The organism is Pantoea leporis, assembly GCF_028048155.1.
Classification (GTDB): domain Bacteria; phylum Pseudomonadota; class Gammaproteobacteria; order Enterobacterales; family Enterobacteriaceae; genus Pantoea; species Pantoea leporis.
On sequence record NZ_JALMEU010000006.1, the window covers coordinates 22,890 to 44,471 of the forward strand.

At 52.6% G+C, this 21,582-nt stretch carries 19 protein-coding genes and 1 riboswitch; of the genes, 12 read left to right on the top strand and 7 right to left on the bottom strand.

What is annotated here, in order from left to right; all coding sequences use genetic code 11:
* Positions 1-12: 12 nt before the first annotated feature.
* Both glnE and hldE read left to right on the top strand, forming a co-directional pair.
* The gene (glnE, locus tag MWH02_RS15925; RefSeq protein WP_271461000.1) at positions 13-2,871 is read left to right on the top strand and encodes a bifunctional [glutamate--ammonia ligase]-adenylyl-L-tyrosine phosphorylase/[glutamate--ammonia-ligase] adenylyltransferase; all 2,859 of its coding nucleotides are present in this window, start codon (positions 13-15) and stop codon (positions 2,869-2,871) included.
* 59 nt (positions 2,872-2,930) lie between these two features.
* On the top strand, positions 2,931-4,355 hold the full coding sequence (gene hldE, locus MWH02_RS15930; protein WP_210081099.1) for a bifunctional D-glycero-beta-D-manno-heptose-7-phosphate kinase/D-glycero-beta-D-manno-heptose 1-phosphate adenylyltransferase HldE: 1,425 nt from the start codon (positions 2,931-2,933) through the stop codon (positions 4,353-4,355).
* Positions 4,356-4,392: 37 nt separating this feature from the next.
* Here hldE and ubiK read toward each other — a convergent pair whose 3' ends face one another.
* Complete coding sequence (gene ubiK / locus MWH02_RS15935) at positions 4,393-4,698, bottom strand: ubiquinone biosynthesis accessory factor UbiK (protein WP_008103418.1); 306 nt, start codon at positions 4,696-4,698, stop codon at positions 4,393-4,395.
* Positions 4,699-4,869: 171 nt separating this feature from the next.
* A riboswitch (FMN riboswitch) is annotated at positions 4,870-5,019 on the top strand.
* A gap of 105 nt (positions 5,020-5,124) precedes the next feature.
* On the opposite strand from ubiK, the gene ribB reads away from it, so the two are divergent.
* Positions 5,125-5,781 carry a 3,4-dihydroxy-2-butanone-4-phosphate synthase gene (gene ribB, locus MWH02_RS15940; protein ID WP_008103416.1) on the top strand — a complete coding sequence of 219 codons (657 nt, stop codon included), beginning with the start codon at positions 5,125-5,127 and terminating at the stop codon, positions 5,779-5,781.
* A 59-nt stretch (positions 5,782-5,840) separates the two neighbouring features.
* On the opposite strand, the gene MWH02_RS15945 is transcribed toward ribB, so the two are convergent.
* The gene (locus MWH02_RS15945) at positions 5,841-6,224 is read right to left on the bottom strand and encodes a cell wall hydrolase (RefSeq protein ID WP_101762992.1); all 384 of its coding nucleotides are present in this window, start codon (positions 6,222-6,224) and stop codon (positions 5,841-5,843) included.
* Positions 6,225-6,497: 273 nt separating this feature from the next.
* On the opposite strand from MWH02_RS15945, the gene ygiD reads away from it, so the two are divergent.
* Entirely contained in the window at positions 6,498-7,283 is a 786-nt protein-coding gene (gene ygiD / locus MWH02_RS15950) for a 4,5-DOPA-extradiol-dioxygenase (RefSeq protein WP_210081100.1), read from the top strand.
* 38 nt (positions 7,284-7,321) lie between these two features.
* Here ygiD and MWH02_RS15955 read toward each other — a convergent pair whose 3' ends face one another.
* From MWH02_RS15955 to MWH02_RS15970, 4 genes are all read right to left on the bottom strand, one after another.
* The gene (locus tag MWH02_RS15955; RefSeq protein ID WP_271461001.1) at positions 7,322-8,485 is read right to left on the bottom strand and encodes a glutathionylspermidine synthase family protein; all 1,164 of its coding nucleotides are present in this window, start codon (positions 8,483-8,485) and stop codon (positions 7,322-7,324) included.
* An 8-nt stretch (positions 8,486-8,493) separates the two neighbouring features.
* The gene (locus MWH02_RS15960; protein WP_008103408.1) at positions 8,494-9,168 is read right to left on the bottom strand and encodes a DUF1190 family protein; all 675 of its coding nucleotides are present in this window, start codon (positions 9,166-9,168) and stop codon (positions 8,494-8,496) included.
* Positions 9,169-9,308: 140 nt separating this feature from the next.
* The gene (gene tolC, locus MWH02_RS15965) at positions 9,309-10,781 is read right to left on the bottom strand and encodes an outer membrane channel protein TolC (RefSeq protein ID WP_192236273.1); all 1,473 of its coding nucleotides are present in this window, start codon (positions 10,779-10,781) and stop codon (positions 9,309-9,311) included.
* Positions 10,778-10,969 (bottom strand): hypothetical protein, encoded by a 192-nt coding sequence (locus tag MWH02_RS15970; RefSeq protein WP_225614418.1) that lies wholly within the window; start codon positions 10,967-10,969, stop codon positions 10,778-10,780. Before MWH02_RS15970 ends, tolC begins: the two co-directional genes overlap by 4 nt.
* A gap of 25 nt (positions 10,970-10,994) precedes the next feature.
* Between MWH02_RS15970 and nudF the strand changes: the two genes are divergently transcribed.
* The 5 genes from nudF to parE are packed head-to-tail and all read left to right on the top strand — an operon-like array spanning position 10,995 to position 15,451.
* On the top strand, positions 10,995-11,630 hold the full coding sequence (gene nudF / locus MWH02_RS15975; RefSeq protein WP_271461002.1) for an ADP-ribose diphosphatase: 636 nt from the start codon (positions 10,995-10,997) through the stop codon (positions 11,628-11,630).
* Positions 11,627-12,052: a DUF1249 family protein gene (locus MWH02_RS15980; RefSeq protein ID WP_008103400.1), complete on the top strand. Its 426-nt coding sequence runs from the start codon at positions 11,627-11,629 to the stop codon at positions 12,050-12,052. Before nudF ends, MWH02_RS15980 begins: the two co-directional genes overlap by 4 nt.
* Before the next feature lie 44 nt (positions 12,053-12,096).
* Complete coding sequence (gene cpdA / locus MWH02_RS15985; protein WP_271461003.1) at positions 12,097-12,924, top strand: 3',5'-cyclic-AMP phosphodiesterase; 828 nt, start codon at positions 12,097-12,099, stop codon at positions 12,922-12,924.
* Positions 12,925-12,927: 3 nt separating this feature from the next.
* Positions 12,928-13,509 carry an esterase YqiA gene (gene yqiA / locus MWH02_RS15990; RefSeq protein WP_101762998.1) on the top strand — a complete coding sequence of 194 codons (582 nt, stop codon included), beginning with the start codon at positions 12,928-12,930 and terminating at the stop codon, positions 13,507-13,509.
* A 46-nt stretch (positions 13,510-13,555) separates the two neighbouring features.
* On the top strand, positions 13,556-15,451 hold the full coding sequence (gene parE / locus MWH02_RS15995) for a DNA topoisomerase IV subunit B (RefSeq protein ID WP_101762999.1): 1,896 nt from the start codon (positions 13,556-13,558) through the stop codon (positions 15,449-15,451).
* Between the two features lie 29 nt (positions 15,452-15,480).
* Here parE and MWH02_RS16000 read toward each other — a convergent pair whose 3' ends face one another.
* Positions 15,481-16,956, bottom strand: a complete 1,476-nt coding sequence (locus tag MWH02_RS16000) for a tetratricopeptide repeat protein (protein WP_271461004.1) — start codon at positions 16,954-16,956, stop codon at positions 15,481-15,483.
* Positions 16,957-17,048: 92 nt separating this feature from the next.
* Between MWH02_RS16000 and MWH02_RS16005 the strand changes: the two genes are divergently transcribed.
* The 3 genes from MWH02_RS16005 (at position 17,049) to MWH02_RS16015 (ending at position 21,358) form a co-directional block, all read left to right on the top strand.
* Positions 17,049-17,948, top strand: a complete 900-nt coding sequence (locus MWH02_RS16005; protein WP_271461005.1) for a LysR substrate-binding domain-containing protein — start codon at positions 17,049-17,051, stop codon at positions 17,946-17,948.
* Positions 17,949-18,214: 266 nt separating this feature from the next.
* Positions 18,215-20,419 carry an Ig-like domain-containing protein gene (locus MWH02_RS16010; RefSeq protein ID WP_271461006.1) on the top strand — a complete coding sequence of 735 codons (2,205 nt, stop codon included), beginning with the start codon at positions 18,215-18,217 and terminating at the stop codon, positions 20,417-20,419.
* Between the two features lie 66 nt (positions 20,420-20,485).
* Entirely contained in the window at positions 20,486-21,358 is an 873-nt protein-coding gene (locus tag MWH02_RS16015) for an OmpA family protein (RefSeq protein ID WP_271461007.1), read from the top strand.
* The last annotated feature ends 224 nt before the right edge of the window (positions 21,359-21,582 follow it).

A 21,582-nucleotide genomic window follows, 5' to 3' on the forward strand; every position in this document is an offset into this window, starting at 1 on the left:
CAGGGAGAGAAGATGTTGTTACCGTTACCGGCGCTCATGCAGGCGCAGTTGGCTAATGTGGCAGAGCGACTTAATTTGCCATCCTCAGCGTTCACGCCAGAACAGGCGGGCGCGCTGACCTTTAGTGACTTTATCCTCGATAACCTGCAGCAGCATCCCGAATGGTGGCAGCATCTGCAACAGCAAGCGCCTGCGCCAGATGAGTGGCAGCACTATGCCCGCTGGCTAAATGACGTGCTGCACTCGGTTGAAAATGAAACCTCCCTGATGCGTGAACTGCGTTTGTTCCGTCGTCATATGCTGGTACGCATCGCCTGGATGCAGGCGCTGCAACACGCCACTACCGAACAAAGTTTGCAGCAACTCAGCACGCTGGCGGAAATCCTCATCGCTGCCGCGCGCGACTGGGTTTGGCAGGATTGCAGCCGCGACTTTGGTACGCCATGCAATGAAGCGGGTGAAGCCCAGCCGATGCTGATTCTCGGCATGGGTAAACTCGGCGGCTGTGAACTCAACTTCTCTTCTGATATCGATCTGATTTTTGCCTGGCCGGAAAACGGCGTAACCCAAGGTGGACGGCGCGAGCTCGACAATGCGCAATTCTTCACGCGCATGGGGCAGCGGCTGATCAAAGTGCTCGATCAACCAACGGTGGATGGATTTGTCTATCGCGTGGACATGCGTCTGCGTCCGTTTGGTGATAGCGGTCCGCTGGTGCTGAGTTTCGCGGCACTGGAAGATTATTATCAGGAGCAGGGCCGCGACTGGGAACGCTATGCGATGGTCAAAGCCCGGCTGATGGGCGACGATCATGGCCACTGGAGCCAGGAATTGCAGCAAATGCTGCGGCCGTTCGTCTATCGCCGCTATATCGATTTCAGCGTGATTCAATCGCTGCGTAACATGAAGGGCATGATCGCGCGCGAGGTGCGTCGACGCGGCTTGAAAGACAACATTAAGCTCGGCGCCGGTGGCATTCGTGAAACGGAATTCATTGTGCAGGTGTTCCAGCTGATTCGCGGTGGACGTGAGCGCTCACTACAATTGCGCTCCTTGCTCCCTACGCTCAAAGCGATTGGTGAGCTGGCTTTGTTAAGTCAGAAACAGGTCGATCATCTACGTGAAGCCTATTTGTTCCTGCGTCGGCTGGAAAACCTGCTGCAAAGCATTAATGACGAGCAAACGCAAACGCTGCCAGAGAACGAGCTCGACCGCCAGCGCTTAGCCTGGGCGATGGGCGCGGCAGACTGGACCGCGCTGATGGCGCAGCTTGAGCTGCAAATGGCCGGTGTGCGCGCCATCTTTGACGAGCTGATTGGCGACGATGCACCGGATGTCGACGATCAGCCGCAGTTGGCTGAGTTTGCCGGGCTGTGGCAGGACGCGCTGGAAGAGAGCGATCTCATCCCGGTGGTACCGCAATTGGACGATGCGCAGCGTCACGCGCTTTACAACGCGTTGAACAACTTCCGCCAGGATGTGAGCCGCCGTACTATTGGTCCGCGTGGTCGTCTGGCGCTCGACCAGTTGATGCCGCGTCTGCTCTGTGAAGTTTGTCCGCGCGAAGATGCCGATGTGCTGCTGAATCGTCTGACGCCGTTGTTGCTGGGCGTGCTGACGCGCAGCACTTATCTGGAATTACTCACCGAATATCATGGCGCGCTGCGTCATCTGATTCGTCTGTGTGCCGCGTCACCAATGGTTGCCAGCCAATTGGCGCGCTATCCGCTGCTGCTGGATGAGTTACTCGATCCCGCAACGCTGTATCAACCTACCGCAACCGACGCTTACCGCGACGAACTGCGCCAATATCTGCTGCGTATTCCCACCGATGACGAAGAGCAGCAGTTGGAAGCATTGCGCCAGTTTAAACAGGCGCAGCATCTGCGCATCGCCGCTGCCGATATTGCTGAAACGCTACCCGTAATGAAAGTGAGCGATCACTTAACCTGGCTGGCAGAAGCGATTATTGAATCCGTGGTGCAGCAAGCCTGGCAGATGATGGTGCAGCGATATGGTCGTCCATCGCATTTGACTAGCGACAGTGAGCGCGGTTTTGCGGTTGTCGGTTATGGCAAGCTGGGTGGTTGGGAGCTGGGTTACAGCTCTGACCTTGATTTGGTGTTCCTGCATGATTGTCCGGATGATGCGGAAACCGATGGCGAGCGCGTCATTGATGGTCGCCAGTTCTATCTGCGCCTGGCGCAGCGTGTAATGCATCTGTTTAGCACGCGCACGTCGTCCGGCATTTTGTATGAAGTGGATGCGCGTCTGCGTCCTTCTGGCGCGGCGGGTATGCTGGTCAGTACTTTTTCCGCTTTCAACGAATACCAGCGCAGCGAAGCATGGACCTGGGAACATCAGGCGCTGGTGCGCGCGCGCATCGTGTTTGGCGAACCTGCGCTCTGTGAACGCTTTGATGAAATCCGCCGTAACGTTCTTTGCCTGCCGCGAGACGTTGAGACGTTGCAAAAAGAAGTGCGTGAAATGCGCGAAAAAATGCGGGCGCATCTCAGCAACAAACAGAAAGGTCGCTGGGAAATTAAGACCGATGAGGGCGGTATCACCGACATTGAATTCATCGCGCAATACCTTGTCTTAAGCTACGCGGCCGATCAGCCAGCGTTGACGCGTTGGTCGGATAATGTCCGCATTTTCGAATTGATGGCGCGTCATGGCATTATGCCGGATGAAGAGGCGCAGGCTTTGACGCATGCGTACGTCACGCTGCGTGATGCGCTGCACCATCTGGCATTGCAGGAATTACCGGGCCATGTGGCGCCTGAAGCCTTTGTCGCTGAACGCGCGGTGGTCAACAACAGTTGGCAGCGTTGGTTAAGCGGTACCCAATCTGACAGCGCGGAACAGTGAGCCTGATGGCTTATGTGGTAATATCCCGCGCATTATTTTGACCGTGTTGGAGTCTCTGAATGAAAGTAACACTGCCCACTTTTGGCAAGGCCACTGTGCTGGTCGTCGGCGATGTGATGTTAGATCGCTATTGGTATGGCCCAACCAGCCGTATTTCCCCGGAAGCGCCGGTGCCGGTGGTGAAAGTGGATACCATTGAAGAGCGTCCAGGCGGCGCGGCAAACGTCGCCATGAACATTGCTGCGCTCGGTGCAGCATCACGGCTGATTGGCTTGACCGGCGCCGATGATGCCGCGCGCGTGTTGAGCGAAACCCTGCAAAAGGTCAATGTCGACTGTGATTTTGTGGCGGTACAAAGCCATCCAACCATCACCAAATTGCGCGTGCTTTCGCGCAATCAACAGCTGATTCGCCTCGATTTCGAAGAGGGTTTTGAGCAGATTGATCCGCAGCCGATTCACGATCGTATGCGTCAATCGCTGACGCAAGCGGGTGCGCTGGTGCTGTCTGACTACGCCAAAGGCGCGCTGAACAGCGTGCAGACCATGATTCAATTAGCGCGTGAAGCTAAAGTGCCGGTACTGATTGATCCTAAAGGCACTGATTTTGAACGTTATCGCGGTGCAACGCTGCTGACGCCGAATTTGTCTGAATTCGAAGCGGTTGTGGGTAAATGCAAAAGCGTGGAAGAGATTGTCAGTCGTGGCATGCAGTTAATCGCTGATTATGAGCTTTCCGCGCTGCTGGTAACCCGTTCTGAAAACGGTATGACGCTGCTGCAGCCGGGCAAAGCGCCGCTGCATCTGCCTACGCAGGCGCAGGAAGTGTATGACGTGACCGGTGCGGGCGATACGGTGATTGGCGTGCTAGCCGCAGTGCTGGCGGCTGGCGACAGCCTGGAAGAAGCCTGTTTCCTGGCGAATGCTGCGGCTGGCGTCGTCGTCGGGAAGCTCGGTACTTCCACTGTCAGCACTGTTGAGCTGGAAAATGCCATTCACGCCCGTCCGGAAACGGGATTTGGTGTGATGACCGAAGCGGAGCTGAAAGCCGCTGTTGCGCTGGCGCGTCAGCGTGGTGAGAAAGTGGTAATGACCAACGGCGTGTTTGACATCCTGCACGCTGGCCATGTTTCTTATCTGGCGAATGCGCGCAAGCTGGGCGATCGTCTGATTGTGGCCGTTAATAGTGATGCCTCGACGAAGCGTCTGAAAGGCGAAACGCGTCCGGTCAATCCGCAAGAAAACCGTATGATTGTGCTGGGTGCGCTGGAAGCGGTGGATTGGGTGGTGCTGTTTGAAGAGGATACGCCACAGCGTCTGATTGCGGGAGTGCTGCCAGATCTGCTGGTAAAAGGCGGCGACTACAAGCCGGAAGATATCGCGGGTAGCAAAGAAGTGTGGGCAAACGGTGGTGACGTGCGCGTATTAAACTTCGAAGATGGCATCTCAACCAGCAACATCATCAAAACGATTCGCAGTCATTAAGTGTGAATGGGCGGGAGCAAAACTCCCGCCCATTAGCTTACTGCGGAGTATCAATTTTCCCAGCGGGATCTGGCGTGATGATCGCCGGCGCGGGTGCCGCTGGACTTTCACTTTCTAACTTCGCCAGGCGCTGTTCCAGCGCAGCTAATTTCTCGCGCGTGCGCAGCAGTACCTGCGTCTGCACATCAAACTCTTCACGATTAACCAGGTCCATGCGCGTCAACTGCGCCTGCAATACCTGACGGATTTTCTTTTCGACATCATCGCCAAAATCGCGAATCCCTTTCGGCATCGCTTCATGTACCTGGCGAGCCAGTTGTTCAATTTTTTTCGTGTCGATCATGATTATTTCCTGGTTACGGTGGCCGATAGCTGCGCGTGTTCGGACTCAATAGCTATTAAGTGTAATGCCTGAAACGAAAAGGTTAAACCTGAAATCCGCAACGCAGGAAATGCAAAAGCATTTGCACTTTTGTCGATTGCCCGACCAGATGATTGGCGTTATAGTTTGTTCGCTTATTCTCAGGGCGGGGCGAAATTCCCCACCGGCGGTAAATCAGCTCTCGCTGAAAGCCCGCGAGCGCTCTCACAGTAATGTGAGAGGTCAGCAGATCCGGTGTAATTCCGGAGCCGACGGTTAGAGTCCGGATGGGAGAGGGTAACGACATCAGCCGGGCTTTGCCCGCGTCACGTTTTTGCCATGTGTTTTGTACGCACTCCTAAGCACGCCCTGGTTCTGGTAACTCATATTTTATAAGGTTTTTTTACCATGAATCAGACGCTTCTTTCTGAATTTGGCACGCCTGAACAGCGTGTAGAGCGCGCCATTGATGCGCTGCGCAACGGCCGCGGTGTAATGGTGCTCGACGATGAAAATCGTGAAAACGAAGGTGACATGATCTTCCCGGCAGAAACCATGACCGTTGAACAGATGGCATTAACCATCCGTCACGGCAGCGGTATTGTGTGCCTCTGCATCACCGAAGAGCGCCGTCAGCAGCTTGAGCTGCCAATGATGGTGGAAACTAACACCAGCGCTTACGGCACCGGTTTCACGGTGACAATTGAAGCTGCAAGCGGTGTGACCACCGGCGTTTCTGCTGCCGATCGCATCACCACGATTCGCGCTGCGGTGGCTGATGGCGCGAAGCCTTCAGACCTTAACCGTCCGGGCCATGTGTTTCCGCTGCGTGCGCGTGAAGGCGGCGTTCTGTCGCGTGGTGGACACACCGAAGCGACTATCGATCTGGTGACGCTGGCGGGATTTAAACCTGCAGGGGTATTGTGCGAATTGACCAATGATGATGGCAGCATGGCGCACGCGCCAGAAGCGATCGTGTTTGCAAAGCAACACGATATGCCGGTCGTCACCATTGAAGATTTGGTGGCATATCGCCGTCAGCGAGAAACGCGTCACGCCAGTTAACTGAATTAATACAGAAGAAAGAGGCCGGATAGATATCTATCTGGCCTCTTTTTTTTGTTTTAACGATTGGCGTAAAACACGTGATTGCCAATTACTACTGTACGCTGAAAGGTATGACGCCAGGCCGGTTTAGCATGATGTGCATGGAAAAAGGTCGCGCCTTTCGTTACGTCCTGTAATTCCCCTTCAACAATCTTCTGTGCCAGCTTTCTGGCGCGTTGCCAGCTTTTATCTTCATTTGGTGGATAACGATAAGGATGCTTTTTGAGAGACGTCCAGGAGAACTGCTTAGGTGCATACACCACAGGACAGATCTCTTTGACATCCCAATTGGCACGGTTCATGGTCACCGTACCAACGGCTATTTGTCCTTTAATCGGTTCGCCACGCGCTTCATGGTAGATATTCATCGCCAGGCACAATATTGCTCCCTGAATTAACATAAATTCCAACTCATCTTTCTAAAACCGAGTGGAGTTTAAGAAGTAGATTGATTGGATGTAACAAGACTGGTCTCGCTCGGTCTTAGGTGCGGGCTATATCACTGATATCTAAAAGGCTCGCGTGCAATATTAAGACCTAACCTGTGTCGAATTTATCCGCCCTATATCATTCAAATTCTCTGACAGAGATCATCATGCTTATCAGCGTTAATCCCTTGGTGAAAGCGCGTATCGTAGCGGTTAACAAAGCGACACTTCGTCAAAGGATTAATCATGAGCACTACACGCATGCCTGCGCTGTTCCTTGGTCACGGCAGCCCGATGAACGTACTGGAAGATAATCGTTATACCCAAACCTGGCAGCAATTGGGCGCAACCTTGCCGCGTCCACGTGCGATTCTCGCGGTTTCGGCGCACTGGTACACACGCGGCACGGCGGTGACGGCGATGAATAATCCGCGCACTATCCATGATTTTGGTGGTTTCCCGCAGGCGCTATTTGATGTGCGCTATCCCGCGCCGGGATCGCCAGAACTGGCTCAGCAAGTGATGAATTTACTGGCTCCGATCGCCGTTCATGCCGATCAGGAGTGGGGTTTTGATCATGGTTCCTGGGGTGTGCTTGCAAAAATGTATCCCGATGCCGACATCCCAGTGGTGCAACTGAGTATCGACGGCACTAAACCTGCTGAATGGCACTACGCATTGGGGCAAAAGCTGGCGTCATTACGAGATGAGGATGTGATGATCGTGGCCAGCGGTAACGTGGTGCACAATCTGCGTATGCTGCGCTGGCAAGGCGCAGAAACTGCGTATCCGTGGGCGGAGAGCTTCAATCAGTTTGTACGTGAGAATCTGGATTTCCACGGTGAGGCAGCAGATCACCCATTGGTGAACTTTATGCAGCATCCGGATGCACAGCTTTCGAACCCAACGCCTGAACACTATCTACCGCTGCTCTATATTCTTGGCGCGCGTGCCGCTGATGAAGCGATCAGTATTCCTGTGGAAGGGATGGAGATGGGCGCGATCAGCATGATGTCAGTGCAGATTGGCTAATGCGCAAGGCCGCCCGAAGAGTGCGGGCGGCACAGCTTTTATTCGATGAAGGTATGCGGATAGAAGCGCGACAGATCCTGCGTGATCAAGGCACGATCTTCGCGTAAGCCGATGCCCGCAGGTTGATCGTCAATCAGCCAGCTACCGATCAAGGTATAGCTATCACCGAATTTCGGTAGCTGATAGAACTGCTGGATAATCATGCCTTCTTCGCCATACGGACCATCGGCGCGGGCGATCTCCTGACCGTTTTCAATGATACGAATATTGGCACCTTCGCGCGAAAACAGCGGTTTCACCACGTACTTATCCAGCTGCGGCGCGTTCTTATCATCGGCAAAGTAAGCGGGCAGCAAATTGGGATGATTAGGGAACATTTCCCACAGCAGCGGTAACAGCGCTTTATTGGAAATGATGCTTTTCCAGGCCGGCTCCAGCCAACGCACGCCCGCATCCGCCAGCTTGGTGGAAAACACTTCGCGCAGCATGAATTCCCACGGATAGAGCTTAAACAGATTGCTGATGACCTGATCGTTTACGTCGGTAAACTGGCCTCTTTCACCCAATCCAATCTCGTCAATATAGAGAAACTCGCTCGGCAAGCCGGCTTCAGTGGCGCAGTCCTGCAGATATTGCACCGTGGCGCGATCTTCCTCGGTATCACGGCAGCAGGAGAAGTGCAGCCAGTTGAAACCGAACTGCTGATGCAGCGTGGCGAAGCGCTCAATCAGCTTCTCTTGCAGGCTGTTGAACTGGTCGCTGCCCTGTGGCAGGTTGCCCGCTTTAGCCTGGTCTTCCAGCCAAATCCACTGAAAGAAGGCGGCTTCATACAGCGAGGTTGGTGTATCCGCGTTGTTTTCCAGCAGCTTAGCGTCACCTTTGCCATCCCATGCCAGATCGAGGCGCGAATAGAGCGAAGGCTGGCGCAACTTCCAGGAATCACGCACAAAGTCCCAGGTGTGCTTAGGAATACAGAAACGGGTGAGCAGCTCGTCACTGTTCACCACTTTTTCCACCGCCTGCAAACACATCTGGTGCAATTCGGCGGTGGTATCCTCAAGCTGTTCAACCTGCGCTAGCGTGAATTGGTAGTACGCATCTTCACACCAGTAAGGTTCGCCATACATGGTGTGAAATTGGAAACCATATTCCGCGGCTTTTTCACGCCAGTCTGGACGTTCGGGGATTGCAATACGTTGCATGCTGCGGCTTAGCCTCCCAGTGAGCGGCTGCCGGTACCAGAAGCACTGCTGCGCTGCATGGTGTTTTGTTTTGCCACGCTGTCACCAAAGCCGCCACGCGTAATGGTGGAAGTGGTCGCGGGTTTCGGCGCCATTGCTGTTTTCGGCACGTTGATGGTGCGGCCCGATGTGGCATTACCGTAGTTTTTACCCGAAGCATCAACAAATTTACCGTTTGCCGGGCTGTTCGGATTTTTTGGCGAGAACAGGGGCTGCTGGGCAAACCCTGCGCCGCCGCTCATCATACGTCCCATCATGTAACCGGCCATCAACGGCATCCAGAAGCTACCGCTTTGCTGAGCTTCAGCATTGTTTGCGGTGGTGCCCACACCCGCTTGTGCAGGCGTTTGCTGGCATTGGTTTTCACCAAACTCAGCCACACAATCTTCGCGTGTAGCGTATTTTGGCGCGGTACGTTCGGCTTCTTTCTGTGCGTTGTTATACGCAGTGGTACATTGCGCGCTCTGGCCTGGATTGGCTTTGGCGCAATCATCCGCGTTTTGATAGAGCGACACCGTTTCGTCACTCTGCTCGCAGCCTGCCAGCATAAACACTGCGCTAACGGCAAAGGCGACTGGCGTTAAGTGGCGTGCCTGCCAGCTTTTACGAAAAGCGGCATGGCGAATATTTTTCGTCCGTTTCATTATTTTCATCCTGTGCCCAAAGGTGGGGTAAGGATAGGGGATGAGCGGTGGAAAATGAAGCGCGAAGCCAGATGGGGAAAGGATCTTTACGTAGCTATACGATTGAATGCGAAAGGGGCCGCATACGGCCCCCTGGGGAATTAATTACCGAATGGATTTCCGCTGCTGCGTGCGGCAGCTGGACGGGCTTGTGCGGCGGCTGAAGGCGATGAAGCTTTCGGACCGTTATCCACACGCGCGGCCTGCTGGTTATTCTCCGGCGCCACCACTTCAGGTGTCGTGGTGATCTCTTTGCCCAGCGTGCTGTTCAGCTGCTGCAGATCCTGTTCGTTCAGCGTACCCAGCGCATATTTGATATTCAGCTGGTTGATCAGATAGCTATAACGCGCATCAGAAAGCTGCTGTTTAGCATTGAACAGCGTGGTGGTCGCATCCAGCACATCAACGATGGTACGCGTACCGACCTGATACCCGGCTTCCATCGCATCCAGTGAACTTTGTGCAGAGACAACGGCCTGCTTATAAGCATCAATGCTGCTGATAGAGGCATTCACGTTATTGAATGATGAACGTACCGTCTGAACCGCACTACGATGTGCGCCTTCCAGCTGTTCGCTGGCCGCGACATAGTTGTACTGCGCTTGTTTCACCTGCGAGGTGACCGAGCCGCCGCTGTAAAGTGGCATGGTGAAGCTCAAGCCAACCTGGTTAGAACCTGTGATGGAATCGGTGCTGCCAGCGCTCTGATTGGCGCGACTGCCGCCATATTTGCTATTCGACATACCGGTTGAGGCGGTCAAATCCAGCGTTGGCATGTGGCCGGTTTCGGCTGAACGAATCTGTTCACGCGCCAGATCCTGGCTCAGACGCGCAGACAGCAAGGTCAGGTTGCGGCTTTCCGCTTCTTTCAGCAGGCTGGCCACAGCATCTGGACGCGCGGTTTTGAAACGATCGATATTCAATGAAGCCAGCGACAGATAATCCATGCCGGTAATCTGACGCAGCGATTCCACCGCATTATCGAGGTTGTTACGTGCGGTCACTTCGTTAGCCAGCACGGTGTCATACTGTGCACGGGCGTTTTGCACGTCAGTAATCGCGACCAAGCCCACGTTAAAGCGCTGAGTGGTTTGATCCAGTTCGCGATAGATAGATTGTTTCTGTGCTTCGGTGTAAGAAAGCGTGTCGATTGCCTTTAACACGTTAAAATAGGCAGTCGCCGTGTTAAGAATCAGGTCTTGCTGAGCAACCTGATAGGTAACATCTTGAATACCAGCCTGTTTTTCCTGCAGCGACAGCGCACGCCATTTCGACATATCGAAAATAGTTTGAGTTAATTGCAGAGAGGCGCTGGTCGTGTTGGAATGAAGTCCGCTACTGTCACGGTAGCCATTGTTATAAGTGTAATCTGCGCCCAAGCCTAACTGTGGCAATAAAGGACTACGCGCTTCATTGATTTTCTCAAATGCAGCGTCGCGGTTAGCGGCTGAAGATCGCAGATCGGGGTTGCTAAGGCGCGCCTGCTGATAGACCTGCAACAGGTTTTCTGCCTGGCTGGCAAGGCTGAATCCGCCCAGAGTCAGCCCAATAAAAAGTGGGAGCAGTTTTTTCATTTGCATTCCTTTTGTTGCAGCAAAATGCACTGGTAGTGCTGCAGGTAAGCCAAAAAAATAATCGCCGATTCTACAGAGGCGGCGTCAGAGATAAGTTGGCTGAACGTGCCTTCTTCCCCTAATTTACGTAAATAATTCAAAAAGAACCACTCGGACGGAGCGGTAGACTTGGCTTTTCTTTGCTCCATCCCAATCTGCATAAGGAATCAGACGATGGCGAGTGAAAAAAAATCCCCTGTGACTTTCACAAAAAACGATGTAGAAATTATTGCACGCGAAACGCGTTACGATGGTTTTTTTTCCATCGTCAGCTACCGTTTCCGCCACCGTCGTTTTAATGGCGAAATGAGTGGTGAAGTGGTGCGCGAAGTTTTTGAGCGCGGACACGCCGCCGTGCTGCTACCCTATGATCCCTTGCGTGATGAAGTGGTACTGATCGAACAGATCCGCATACCCGCTTTCGATTCCAGCTCAACGCCCTGGCTGCTGGAAATGGTGGCTGGCATCATCGAACCTGGCGAAACACCAGAAGATGTCGCACGACGTGAGGCGGTAGAAGAGGCGGGCCTTAAGGTTGGCCGCGTCAAACCGATAGTGAATTACTTAGCCAGCCCTGGCGGAACGTCTGAACGTTTATCGGTGCTGGTGGGCGAAGTGGATGCCAGCCTGGCAGAGGGAAATCACGGGCTGGAGGAAGAGAATGAGGATATTCTTGTCCATGTGGTGAGCCGCGAACAAGCTTATCGCTGGGTGGAAGAGGGGATTATTGATAACGCGGCATCTGTCATCGCCTTGCAATGGCTGGCGTTGCACCATGAAAAACTACGACAAGAGTGGAAGCTAAAATGAAACAGCGCTATACCCCTGACTTTCCCGAAATGATGCGCCTGTGCGAAACCAATTTCGCCCAGCTGCGTCGCCTGCTGCCGCGTAATGACGAGGCAGGCGCATCGGTGATTTATCAGGTGAATGGCGCCAGCTATCAGCTCACCATCGAAGAATCGACGCGTTACACCACGCTGGTGGAAGTGCGTCAGGTGGCGCCCGCAGTGAGTTACTGGAGCCTGCCTTCTATGTCGGTGCGGCTCTACCATGATGCGATGGTCGCTGAAGTGTGTTCCACTAAACAGATCTACCGATTTAAAGCGCGCTATGATTATCCTAATAAAAAACTGCATCAGCGCGATGAAAAACATCAGATTAACCAGTTCCTTGCGGATTGGTTGCGTTACTGCTTAGCGCACGGCGCTGTGGCAGTACCGGTTTGCTGATAGCGTAAAAAACGCAACGATGGCGTGGAGATTAAGGAAACGCTTTGGATAGCCTGCTAACTCTTCCTGCGCAAGATGGGTCTGATATCAGGATTTTACAAATCACGGATACCCATCTTTTCGCCGGAAAACATCAATCGCTGCTTGGGGTAAATACCTGGTCGAGTTTTGATGCGGTACTGGATGCTATTGAAGTACAACAGCGTCAGTATGATCTGATTATCGCCACTGGCGATCTCGCTCAGGATCACACCGTCGAAGCTTACCAACACTTTGTAGCAGGCATTAATCGTCTGCCAAAACCTTGCGTCTGGTTGCCGGGAAATCACGATTTTCAGCCGGCAATGGTGGATACGCTGGCCGACGCGGGCATCAAATCTGACAAGCACGTTCTTTTGGGCGATCACTGGCAACTGGTGCTGCTCGATAGCCAGGTATTTGGTGTGCCACACGGCATGTTGAGTGAATATCAGCTGGAGTGGCTACACTCCGCACTTAGCAAGTACCCAGAACGCCACACTTTGGTACTTCTGCATCATCACCCGCTGGCTTCCGGATGTACCTGGTTAGATCAGCACAGCTTGCGCAATCCGCATCAGCTGGAAGCGGTACTGCAGCACTTCCCGCGCGCACGCAATCTGGTGTGCGGCCATATTCATCAGGAACTCGATCTCGACTGGCATGGTCGCCGCGTAATGGCTTCACCATCAACCTGCGTCCAGTTCAAACCGCATTGCACTAACTTCACCATTGATACGCTGGCGCCGGGCTGGCGTTGGTTTACCTTGCAGCCCGACGGCACGCTGCAGACTGAAGTGAACCGCCTGCAAAGTGACATGTTCCGCCCCGATCTTGATTCCGAGGGCTACTAAGCAATGGCGGCGCTGATCTATCTGCATGGCTTCAACAGTTCCCCGCAATCGGCGAAAGCCACGCAGCTGCAGCAGTGGCTCAACGAACAGCATCCGCATATCAATGTGATGGTGCCACAACTACCGACGTTTCCGTCTGAAGCCGCCAGCATGCTGGAAGATCTGGTGATGCAATATGCCGGTGAACCGCTGGGATTGGTGGGATCGTCGCTGGGCGGCTATTTTGCTACCTGGCTGTCGCAGTGTTTTATGTTGCCAGCGGTGGTGGTTAATCCCGCCGTACGGCCGTTTGAGCTGTTAGTGGATTACCTCGGCGAAAACCGTAATCCCTACACCGGCCAGCAATATGTGTTAGAGTCTCGCCACATTTACGATCTGAAAGTAATGCAGATTGACCCTCTTGAAGCGCCCGATTTACTCTGGCTGCTGCAACAAACCGGCGATGAAATACTCGATTATCGCCAGGCGCTGGAGTATTACAGCGCATGCCGCCAGACGGTTGAAGAGGGCGGCAATCATGCCTATATCGGATTCGAACGCCATTTCGCACAGATCGTTGATTTTCTGGGATTAAACGCCCAGTGACCTTGCGAAGTGGGGCCATTTTCCTATTGCTAATCAGACATTTACGATGAGCCAATCAAGCTATAATGCCGATGCCATTGAGGTCCTGACCGGCCTTGAACCGGTGCGTCGTCGTCCGGGGATGTACACCGATACCACGCGCCCGAACCACCTGGGCCAGGAGGTGATCGATAACAGCGTCGATGAGGCGCTGGCCGGTCACGCTAAACGCGTGGAAGTCATTCTTCATGCCGACCAGTCGCTGGAAGTTATTGATGATGGTCGTGGCATGCCAGTGGATATCCATCCGGAAGAAGGCGTGCCAGCGGTTGAGCTGATTCTTTGTCGCCTGCATGCGGGCGGCAAATTCTCCAACAAAAACTATCAGTTCTCAGGCGGCTTGCACGGCGTCGGGATCTCGGTGGTTAACGCCTTGTCGAAGCGTGTGGAAGTTACCGTGCGACGTAACGGCGAAATCTACCAGATTGCCTTCGAAAATGGCGACAAGGTGCAGGATCTTACGGTTACCGGCACCGTCGGTAAACGCAATACCGGTACCAGCGTGCACTTCTGGCCAGATGAAAGCTTCTTTGATAGCCCGCGTTTCTCGGTTTCTCGTTTATCACATCTGTTAAAAGCCAAAGCCGTGCTGTGTCCGGGCGTTGAAATTGTTTTTAAAGACAAGGTCAACGACACCGAACAAACCTGGATGTATCAGGATGGCCTGACCGATTACCTGTGTGAAGCGGTTGACGGCTTACCCACGCTGCCGGAAAAACCCTTTGTAGGCAGTTTTGCAGGCGATGTGGAAGCAGTGGATTGGGCGCTGCTGTGGCTGCCGGAAGGCGGAGAGCTGCTAACAGAAAGCTACGTTAACCTGATCCCAACCATGCAAGGCGGCACGCACGTCAACGGTTTGCGTCAGGGCTTGTTGGATGCCATGCGCGAGTTTTGCGAATACCGCAATATTCTGCCGCGCGGCGTGAAGCTGTCGGCAGAAGATATCTGGGATCGCTGTGCGTACGTGCTGTCGGTGAAGATGCAAGATCCACAGTTTGCCGGGCAGACTAAAGAGCGCCTGTCGTCGCGTCAGTGTGCGGCATTCGTCTCCGCGGTGGTCAAAGATGCCTTCAGCCTGTGGCTGAATCAAAACGTGCAGGCGGCTGAAATGCTGGCCGAGCTGGCAATCTCCAGCGCGCAGCGCCGCATGCGCGCCGCGAAGAAAGTAGTGCGTAAAAAACTCACCAGCGGCCCGGCGCTGCCGGGCAAACTGGCTGACTGCACCGCACAAGATTTGAACAAAACCGAGCTGTTCCTCGTCGAAGGGGATTCTGCGGGCGGATCCGCCAAGCAAGCGCGCGATCGTGATTATCAGGCGATCATGCCGCTGAAAGGTAAGATCCTCAATACCTGGGAAGTCTCTTCGGACGAAGTGTTGGCCTCACAGGAAGTGCATGATATTTCAGTGGCGATCGGTATCGATCCTGACAGCGAAGATCTGAGCCAACTGCGTTACGGCAAAATCTGTATCCTCGCGGATGCGGACTCCGATGGTCTGCACATTGCCACGCTGCTGTGCGCGCTGTTTGTGAAGCATTTCCGTACGTTGGTGCAACACGGCCATGTTTATGTGGCGATGCCGCCGCTGTATCGCATCGATCTCGGCAAAGAAGTCTATTATGCCCTGGATGAAGATGAGAAAGAGGGCGTGCTGGACCAGTTGAAGCGCAAGAAAGGTAAGCCGAATGTGCAGCGTTTTAAGGGCTTGGGTGAAATGAACCCGCTGCAGCTGCGCGAAACCACGCTTGATCCTAATACGCGTCGTCTGGTGCAATTGACGATCAGCGATGAGGATGTCGATCAAACCCTACGCGTGATGGACATGCTGCTGGCGAAGAAACGCTCGGAAGACCGCCGCAACTGGCTGCAAGAGAAAGGCGATTTAGCCGACCTCGAAGTGTAAAAAAACAGGGACGCCGCGGCGTCCCTGTTTTATTGCTGCTGTAATGCCTGTTTAATCCGCGTAATAACCGTGCTCCACTCTTCATCCTGCCCGCGCCCAAACAATCTCATTTGCGGATACCACGGCGATTCATCGCGATTTTCCAACCAGCGCCAGTCTCGCGCCCAGGCGGGAAGTAATACCCAGCAAGGTATCCCCATCGCCCCTGCTAAGTGGATCACCGACGTATCTACACCAATCACCAAATCCAGTTGTGAAATGACCGCGGCGGTATCCTGATAATCAGTGAATTGGGCACCAAGCGGCTGTATGTGTGGGAAGTCAGCGATTTCCTCTTCACCTGCACCTTTTTGCAAGCTAATCCAGTTGATATCAGGCAGGTCAAATAAAGGTGCAAACTGTGAAAGGTGCGCAAGCGATCGTTGGCTATCATTCTTATGCCCGCTGGCGCCTTTCCATACGATACCAATTTTTTTCCCGTTCCCCTTAATCGGCCACCTCGCCTGTTGTTCTGCAGAGCTAAACAGATAGGGATGATGCGCGCTAAAGGGCTGTGTTGAGTTGAGGAAGTGCTGCGGTAAATCCAGTAGAGAGCACCAGTAATCTGCCGGCGGCAACGTGTGTTGTACATCTTCCCGTGTCAGATAATTATCGAGGTGCGGCAGCGTAACCATCAATGATTTTAAGGACTTGTTACCCAGCATGATTACTTTTACCGCATGTTTTTCAGTTTTAACGCGTGTGAGATAACGACAAAACTGAATTTCGTCCCCCATGCCTTGCTCGGTCCTTACCAACAGCGTTTTACCGCGCAGATCCTCTCCTTGCCAGTAGCGAATAGGGAGTTTCGGTAAGGTAAAGAAGCGATCGGGATTATCGGGCGCATAACGCGCCTGATAGTTAGACCAGCCAGCAGCGAAGTTGCCTTGTTGTAGCTGAACCATGCCGAGCGAATTTCGGCAACGTTGATCGGCGTCACGCACTTGCAGCACTTGCTGCATCTGACTTTCTGCTTCTTGTAGCTGGCCCATGTGCGCTAGCAACGTACTTATGCCATAGCGGGCTTCGGTATAATCAGGCTGGCTTTGCAGCGCCAATCGATACTGATTTAAAGCAAGGTGATAGCGCTGCTGTTTATGCAGCAAAATAGCGTAGTTATTGTGACAGGCGGCATAGCCCATATGTGATTGCAGCGCAGCCTGATAACAGGCTTCCGCCTCGCTCCAGCACCCGGCGTCATAATGGGTTAGGCCAAGACCGTTGAGTAATCCCGCATCTGTTGGCGCAAGTTTTAGCGCCCGCTGATAATAGCGCTGCGCCGTATCCAGATCGCCGTTGCGCCGTGCAAGCCGTGCGGCTTCATGAAGGAACCAGCCATCGTAGGGAGCAAGCGTCAGGTGCGCCCGAATCTTACGCCACGCTTCTTCCTGTCGCCCTTGCTGCAGCAACTGGGTTACCGCTTGTTGCTGACGTAAATCGTTAGCCACCCGAGGTTTATGGCGCATTGTGATATCCTGCCGCTAATAAAGTGGCGTAATTTAAGCCAAAAGTTTCAGAAACCGCGCTAAGACAGGTCTCGATCTTTGAGGATGGGAATTTGAAAATAACACTGGAAGAGTTACGTGCCTGGGTTGCGGTGGTCGATACCGGATCAATCACATCAGCCGCGGAGCAGTTAGATCAAACCAGCTCTGGCGTGAGCCGTGCGCTTAGCCGGCTGGAAGGTAAGCTGCAAACTACCTTAATGCATCGCACCACGCGTCGCCTGGCATTGACCGAAGAGGGGCTGATTTTTCTCGATCATGCGCGGCAGATTCTGGCGTCGGTTGAACAGGCGGAAGAACTGATCGCGCAGCGCCGGGACATTCCTTCTGGACGCTTACGCGTCAATGCCAATACGCCTTTTACCCTGCACGTCATTGTGCCGCTGGTGGCGGAGTTTCGTCAGCGCTACCCGCTGATTCAGCTGGAATTAAACACCGACGATATTGTGATCGATCTGCTGGAGCAGCAAACGGATATCGCTATTCGCATCGGCGAACTGCGCGATTCGACGCTGCGTGCGCGTGTGCTCGGAAGCAGCGCCATACGCCTGTTAGCCAGCCCGGATTATCTTGAAAAGTTTGGTGTACCGGAAAACGTTGATGCACTGGCGAACCATCAGCTGTTGGGGTTCACTCAGCTTGATGTACACAACGTCTGGCCGGTTTGGCAGCGCGAAGGCGAGTTCCTGCGCATCAAACCTACGCTGTCCGCCTCCAGTGGTGAAACATTGCGTCAACTGGCTTTAGCTGGGCAAGGTATCGTACGTTTATCCGATTTTGTCAGCCGTGAAGATCGCGAGAGTGGGCGTTTGGTACAGGTTTTGGCAACGGAAACCCGTGAACAGCGTTTACCCATCCACGCGGTCTATTATTGCAATCAATCCCTTACCTCGCGCATTACCTGTTTTCTGAGTTTTTTACGCGAAAAAATTCAGGAAAATCATCTGTTATAGTCTTGTTCCTGCTCGATTATTTACCCTTCATCTTCATATCTTTATTCATAAAAACGCTTTAATTCATATAGTTAATTAACTAATAACTTTTCTGTCAATGTTGGGAAATTTTTTCTTTCCTAACGGGACGTTTCTTATGTCTCGGAAATCTCTCTTTCCCGATTATGTCGCTCACTTTGAGCCCGCACAGGTGGGTTAAGCCAGGGAGATTGTTGCGCTTGTACGCAATCGCACAATCAAAATCTAATGTACGGAAGGGATTAAACATGAACGTTTCGCCCGTGAGTGTTGCGGTTATTGATAAAAAAACAATAACGAAAGCGGAAGCATTGCGTGTAGGTAAAGACGGTAAAGCTGCAAAAGTTCAGGCTATTACCAACGGCAAATATTTGCTGACCCAGGGTAATGACGGCGTTGCACCAGAAAACATTACCGTTAAGCGTGTCGGGAAAGATTTGCTGGTGATGCTGGAAGGATCCGACGCCAGCGAACCGGATCTGATTATCGAAGATTTTTTCGCTAAATCAGGTGCTTTAGTTGGTAAAGCTGAAGATGGCGCCATGCATGAATACGTCGCTACCGATGGTGATGCCGATCACGATGCTGCCGCATTGGCTGATGGCGAAACCACCGCATTAGCGCTTGGAGAGAGCACGGTTGATACCGATTCTGGTTTCATGCTGGCCTCGGGATTTGAATGGTCCCCGGCGTTGATTGCTTTAGGCGGATTGGCGGCTATCGCTGCGGCCGCCGGCCTGGGCTACGTGGCAGCCAAAGAGCAGTATCAGGATAAAAACGCTCACGAAAACGGCAGCAGCGATCAAAATGGTGGGGACAACGGGAAGGGCGGTGATGGCGGCGGTGATGGCGGCGGTAAAGGTGGCGGCGACAGCGGCGGCGGCAATGTAAACGTCCCTGTAGTTAACGGCCTGTATGACGACGTGGGCAGCATTACCGGATTGATCGCGAAAGGCGGCCGTACCGACGACACCACGCCGACACTGAACGGCACGGGCACCAAAGGGAATGTCATTGAAATTTGGGATGGCAGCACAAAAATTGGTGAAACCACGGTTGGTGAAAACGGCACATGGTCCTTTACACCTGGTAAAGCATTGGGCGCCGGTAGCCACAGCATCACCACACGTGAACGCAATGAAAGTGGCGTAGTAGGCGATTCAAGCGAGGCCTGGAGCTTCGTTATCGATCTGACCGCCCCTGCCAAGGGCACCATTGGTAGCATGGTGGACGACAGCGTGAATCCGCCGAAAGAGATCGTTAAAGATGGCATCACCAAAGACAACACGCCGACGCTGGCGGGTAAAGCCGAAGCGGGCGCTACCGTTGAAATCTGGAAAGATGGCCAGTTGCTGGGCACTGCCAAAGTAGACAGCGAGGGTAACTGGACCTACACCAGCCCGACGCTGTCAGAGGGTAAACATGATTTCAGCATCGTCGTCGTGGATGAAGTCGGGAATAAATCGCTACCTTCCGAAGCCTGGATTATCGAGGTTGATACCGTAGCACCAGAAAATAAAGGCATTGGTGCCATCGCTGATGATGAAGGTAAGTTGATTGAAAATGGTGGCGAAACGCAAGACAGCACGCCAACCTTCTCTGGCGTCGGTGAAAAAGGCGACATCATTAAAATCATTGATAACGGACAGGTTATCGGCAGCACCGTTGTCGACGACGAAGGAAAGTGGCAATTCACCCCAGAAAAAGCCATTGGTAATGGCGATCACGAATTCCAGATTATTGAAATGGATCCAGCAGGTAATGAATCTGCGCCTTCAGAAAAAGTCATTATCGAAATTAACGATCCGAATAACCCTATTGATCCCGGCAAGGAAGTGATTCCGAATCCCGATGTACCGGTAACTGGCGCGGTTGACGACGTGTATCGTGATGAAATGTTGGATAACGGCGAAAAGTATTTCATCGGTAAACAGCCTATTGCTAACGGCGATGCGGTGAATGATTCAACGATTTTTGTGGGTGGATCCGGCAACGCGGGCGATATCGTTTATATCTGGCTCAGTGGAAGCAATAACCATTATTACCTCTCCTCTGTCGTAGATGAGAACGGGAAGTGGAGTATCGCCACGCCAGAGTTATCTGATGATGTTTACAAGATTGAAGCGGCATTTAAAAATGCTGAGGGCGTAGTAACAGCCAAAACTGAAGCTTTCGAAGTTGAGATCGATACGATTCCACCAGAACCCATTGATCCGGGCGATCTCTTCCCTGATCTACTCAGCCATGTTGAATTATCTGAGCTGCTCTCGGCAAACGGTGACACGTTATTCAATGAAGCGCAGGAAGAATCTGCATTACTCAATAATATTGATGAAAGCATTTTAAGTAATACGATTTTTGATGCGGATATTAAGAGTTCTGCAGTGGACGGCGTGATGTCTCTCGATATTACAGCTTTGAAGGATTTAGATATTCATTATTTATCTGAATAATTATCACATCATTGCGATTAATAGAATAAAAACAGGCGTCGTCTGGCGCCTGTTTCTGGAGTTATAATGAAACTTAAAAAATATGCTATTGCCACGGTGCTTGCGTCATTGTCCATCAGCGCAACGCTCCAAGCGCAATCTAATTTTGGCAAAGCCTGGCAATCCATGCCTGCAGCGGCCTCAGAGCAAACCCGCATCGTTTATTATCGTGCTACAGACGATAATAATAACAAAGCAGCACACATCTATGTTGATGGCGAATTCCATACGGCATTATTAACCGGTGGCTACACGGTGTTTTGCCTGAAACCGGGTGTACATTCATTGGGGAGCTATATCGATGATGCGCCGGGTTATCAGGGCAAGCAGCAACAGCCATGGCGCGATAATCTGGCGGCGGGCAAAACCTATTATATTATTGCCAGCCTTGACGGTTCTGGCCGTCCTCTGGTGATGGGTAGCGAACAGGCTCAGCAGCAATTAGTAGGAACACGCCAGCAAACTCACTTGCTTTCCCGCGCGTCAGCGGTGGTGCCGTGCCAGCCTGGAACTACACAGTCTTATGATAATTATGAGTTTTCATCGGATTTGTTGTTTAATTTTGGTAGTGCGAGCAGTGCCGATATCTCCGCTCAGGGTCACAGCGCCATTCAACAATTTGCGACCTTGTTGAAAAGCAAAAATAAAGCCGAACAGCGCATTATAGTCACCGGCTTTACCGATCCGATTGGGGAGGAGGAAAGCAACATCAAGTTAGGCCAACGCCGCGCGGATGCAATCAAGAAATTATTGGTTAATAACGGGCTCGCGAGCGAGCATATTCATTCGCAAAGTATGGGTGAAAGTCAGGTCACGGCGCAGTGCACCGGCTCGCTGAAGCAGCAAAAAGCATGCTATCAAGGCGAACGTCGTGTAATTATCAGTGTGGAGAATAAATAGTTTTATCACTTTCTGAAAATTAACCAATGGTCTGATTTTTTAAAATTTAGACCATTTTTTTTCGGCCACCGGTTTTTATTAGTGATTTCGTTAAAAGACCATTAATTAAGACATGTCCTGTGTTGGTTATTTCACTAACTGGTCGAGAATGCTTGCGTTCCGGGAGGGAACCGGAACACGAATCTAAATATTTAAAGGAATATATTCATGGCGAATAACAGTAT

Coding starts and splice junctions, on each gene's coding strand:
- MWH02_RS16000 (WP_271461004.1), bottom strand. CDS start 16,956: ATGCGCCATAAACCTCGGGTGGCTAACGATTTACGTCAGCAACAAGCG.
- MWH02_RS15945 (WP_101762992.1), bottom strand. CDS start 6,224: ATGTTAATTCAGGGAGCAATATTGTGCCTGGCGATGAATATCTACCAT.
- MWH02_RS15960 (WP_008103408.1), bottom strand. CDS start 9,168: ATGAAACGGACGAAAAATATTCGCCATGCCGCTTTTCGTAAAAGCTGG.
- ribB (WP_008103416.1), top strand. CDS start 5,125: ATGAATCAGACGCTTCTTTCTGAATTTGGCACGCCTGAACAGCGTGTA.
- yqiA (WP_101762998.1), top strand. CDS start 12,928: ATGGCGGCGCTGATCTATCTGCATGGCTTCAACAGTTCCCCGCAATCG.
- MWH02_RS15980 (WP_008103400.1), top strand. CDS start 11,627: ATGAAACAGCGCTATACCCCTGACTTTCCCGAAATGATGCGCCTGTGC.
- MWH02_RS16010 (WP_271461006.1), top strand. CDS start 18,215: ATGAACGTTTCGCCCGTGAGTGTTGCGGTTATTGATAAAAAAACAATA.
- glnE (WP_271461000.1), top strand. CDS start 13: ATGTTGTTACCGTTACCGGCGCTCATGCAGGCGCAGTTGGCTAATGTG.
- parE (WP_101762999.1), top strand. CDS start 13,556: ATGAGCCAATCAAGCTATAATGCCGATGCCATTGAGGTCCTGACCGGC.
- hldE (WP_210081099.1), top strand. CDS start 2,931: ATGAAAGTAACACTGCCCACTTTTGGCAAGGCCACTGTGCTGGTCGTC.
- MWH02_RS15955 (WP_271461001.1), bottom strand. CDS start 8,485: ATGCAACGTATTGCAATCCCCGAACGTCCAGACTGGCGTGAAAAAGCC.
- ygiD (WP_210081100.1), top strand. CDS start 6,498: ATGAGCACTACACGCATGCCTGCGCTGTTCCTTGGTCACGGCAGCCCG.
- MWH02_RS16015 (WP_271461007.1), top strand. CDS start 20,486: ATGAAACTTAAAAAATATGCTATTGCCACGGTGCTTGCGTCATTGTCC.
- nudF (WP_271461002.1), top strand. CDS start 10,995: ATGGCGAGTGAAAAAAAATCCCCTGTGACTTTCACAAAAAACGATGTA.
- tolC (WP_192236273.1), bottom strand. CDS start 10,781: ATGAAAAAACTGCTCCCACTTTTTATTGGGCTGACTCTGGGCGGATTC.
- ubiK (WP_008103418.1), bottom strand. CDS start 4,698: ATGATCGACACGAAAAAAATTGAACAACTGGCTCGCCAGGTACATGAA.
- MWH02_RS15970 (WP_225614418.1), bottom strand. CDS start 10,969: ATGGAGCAAAGAAAAGCCAAGTCTACCGCTCCGTCCGAGTGGTTCTTT.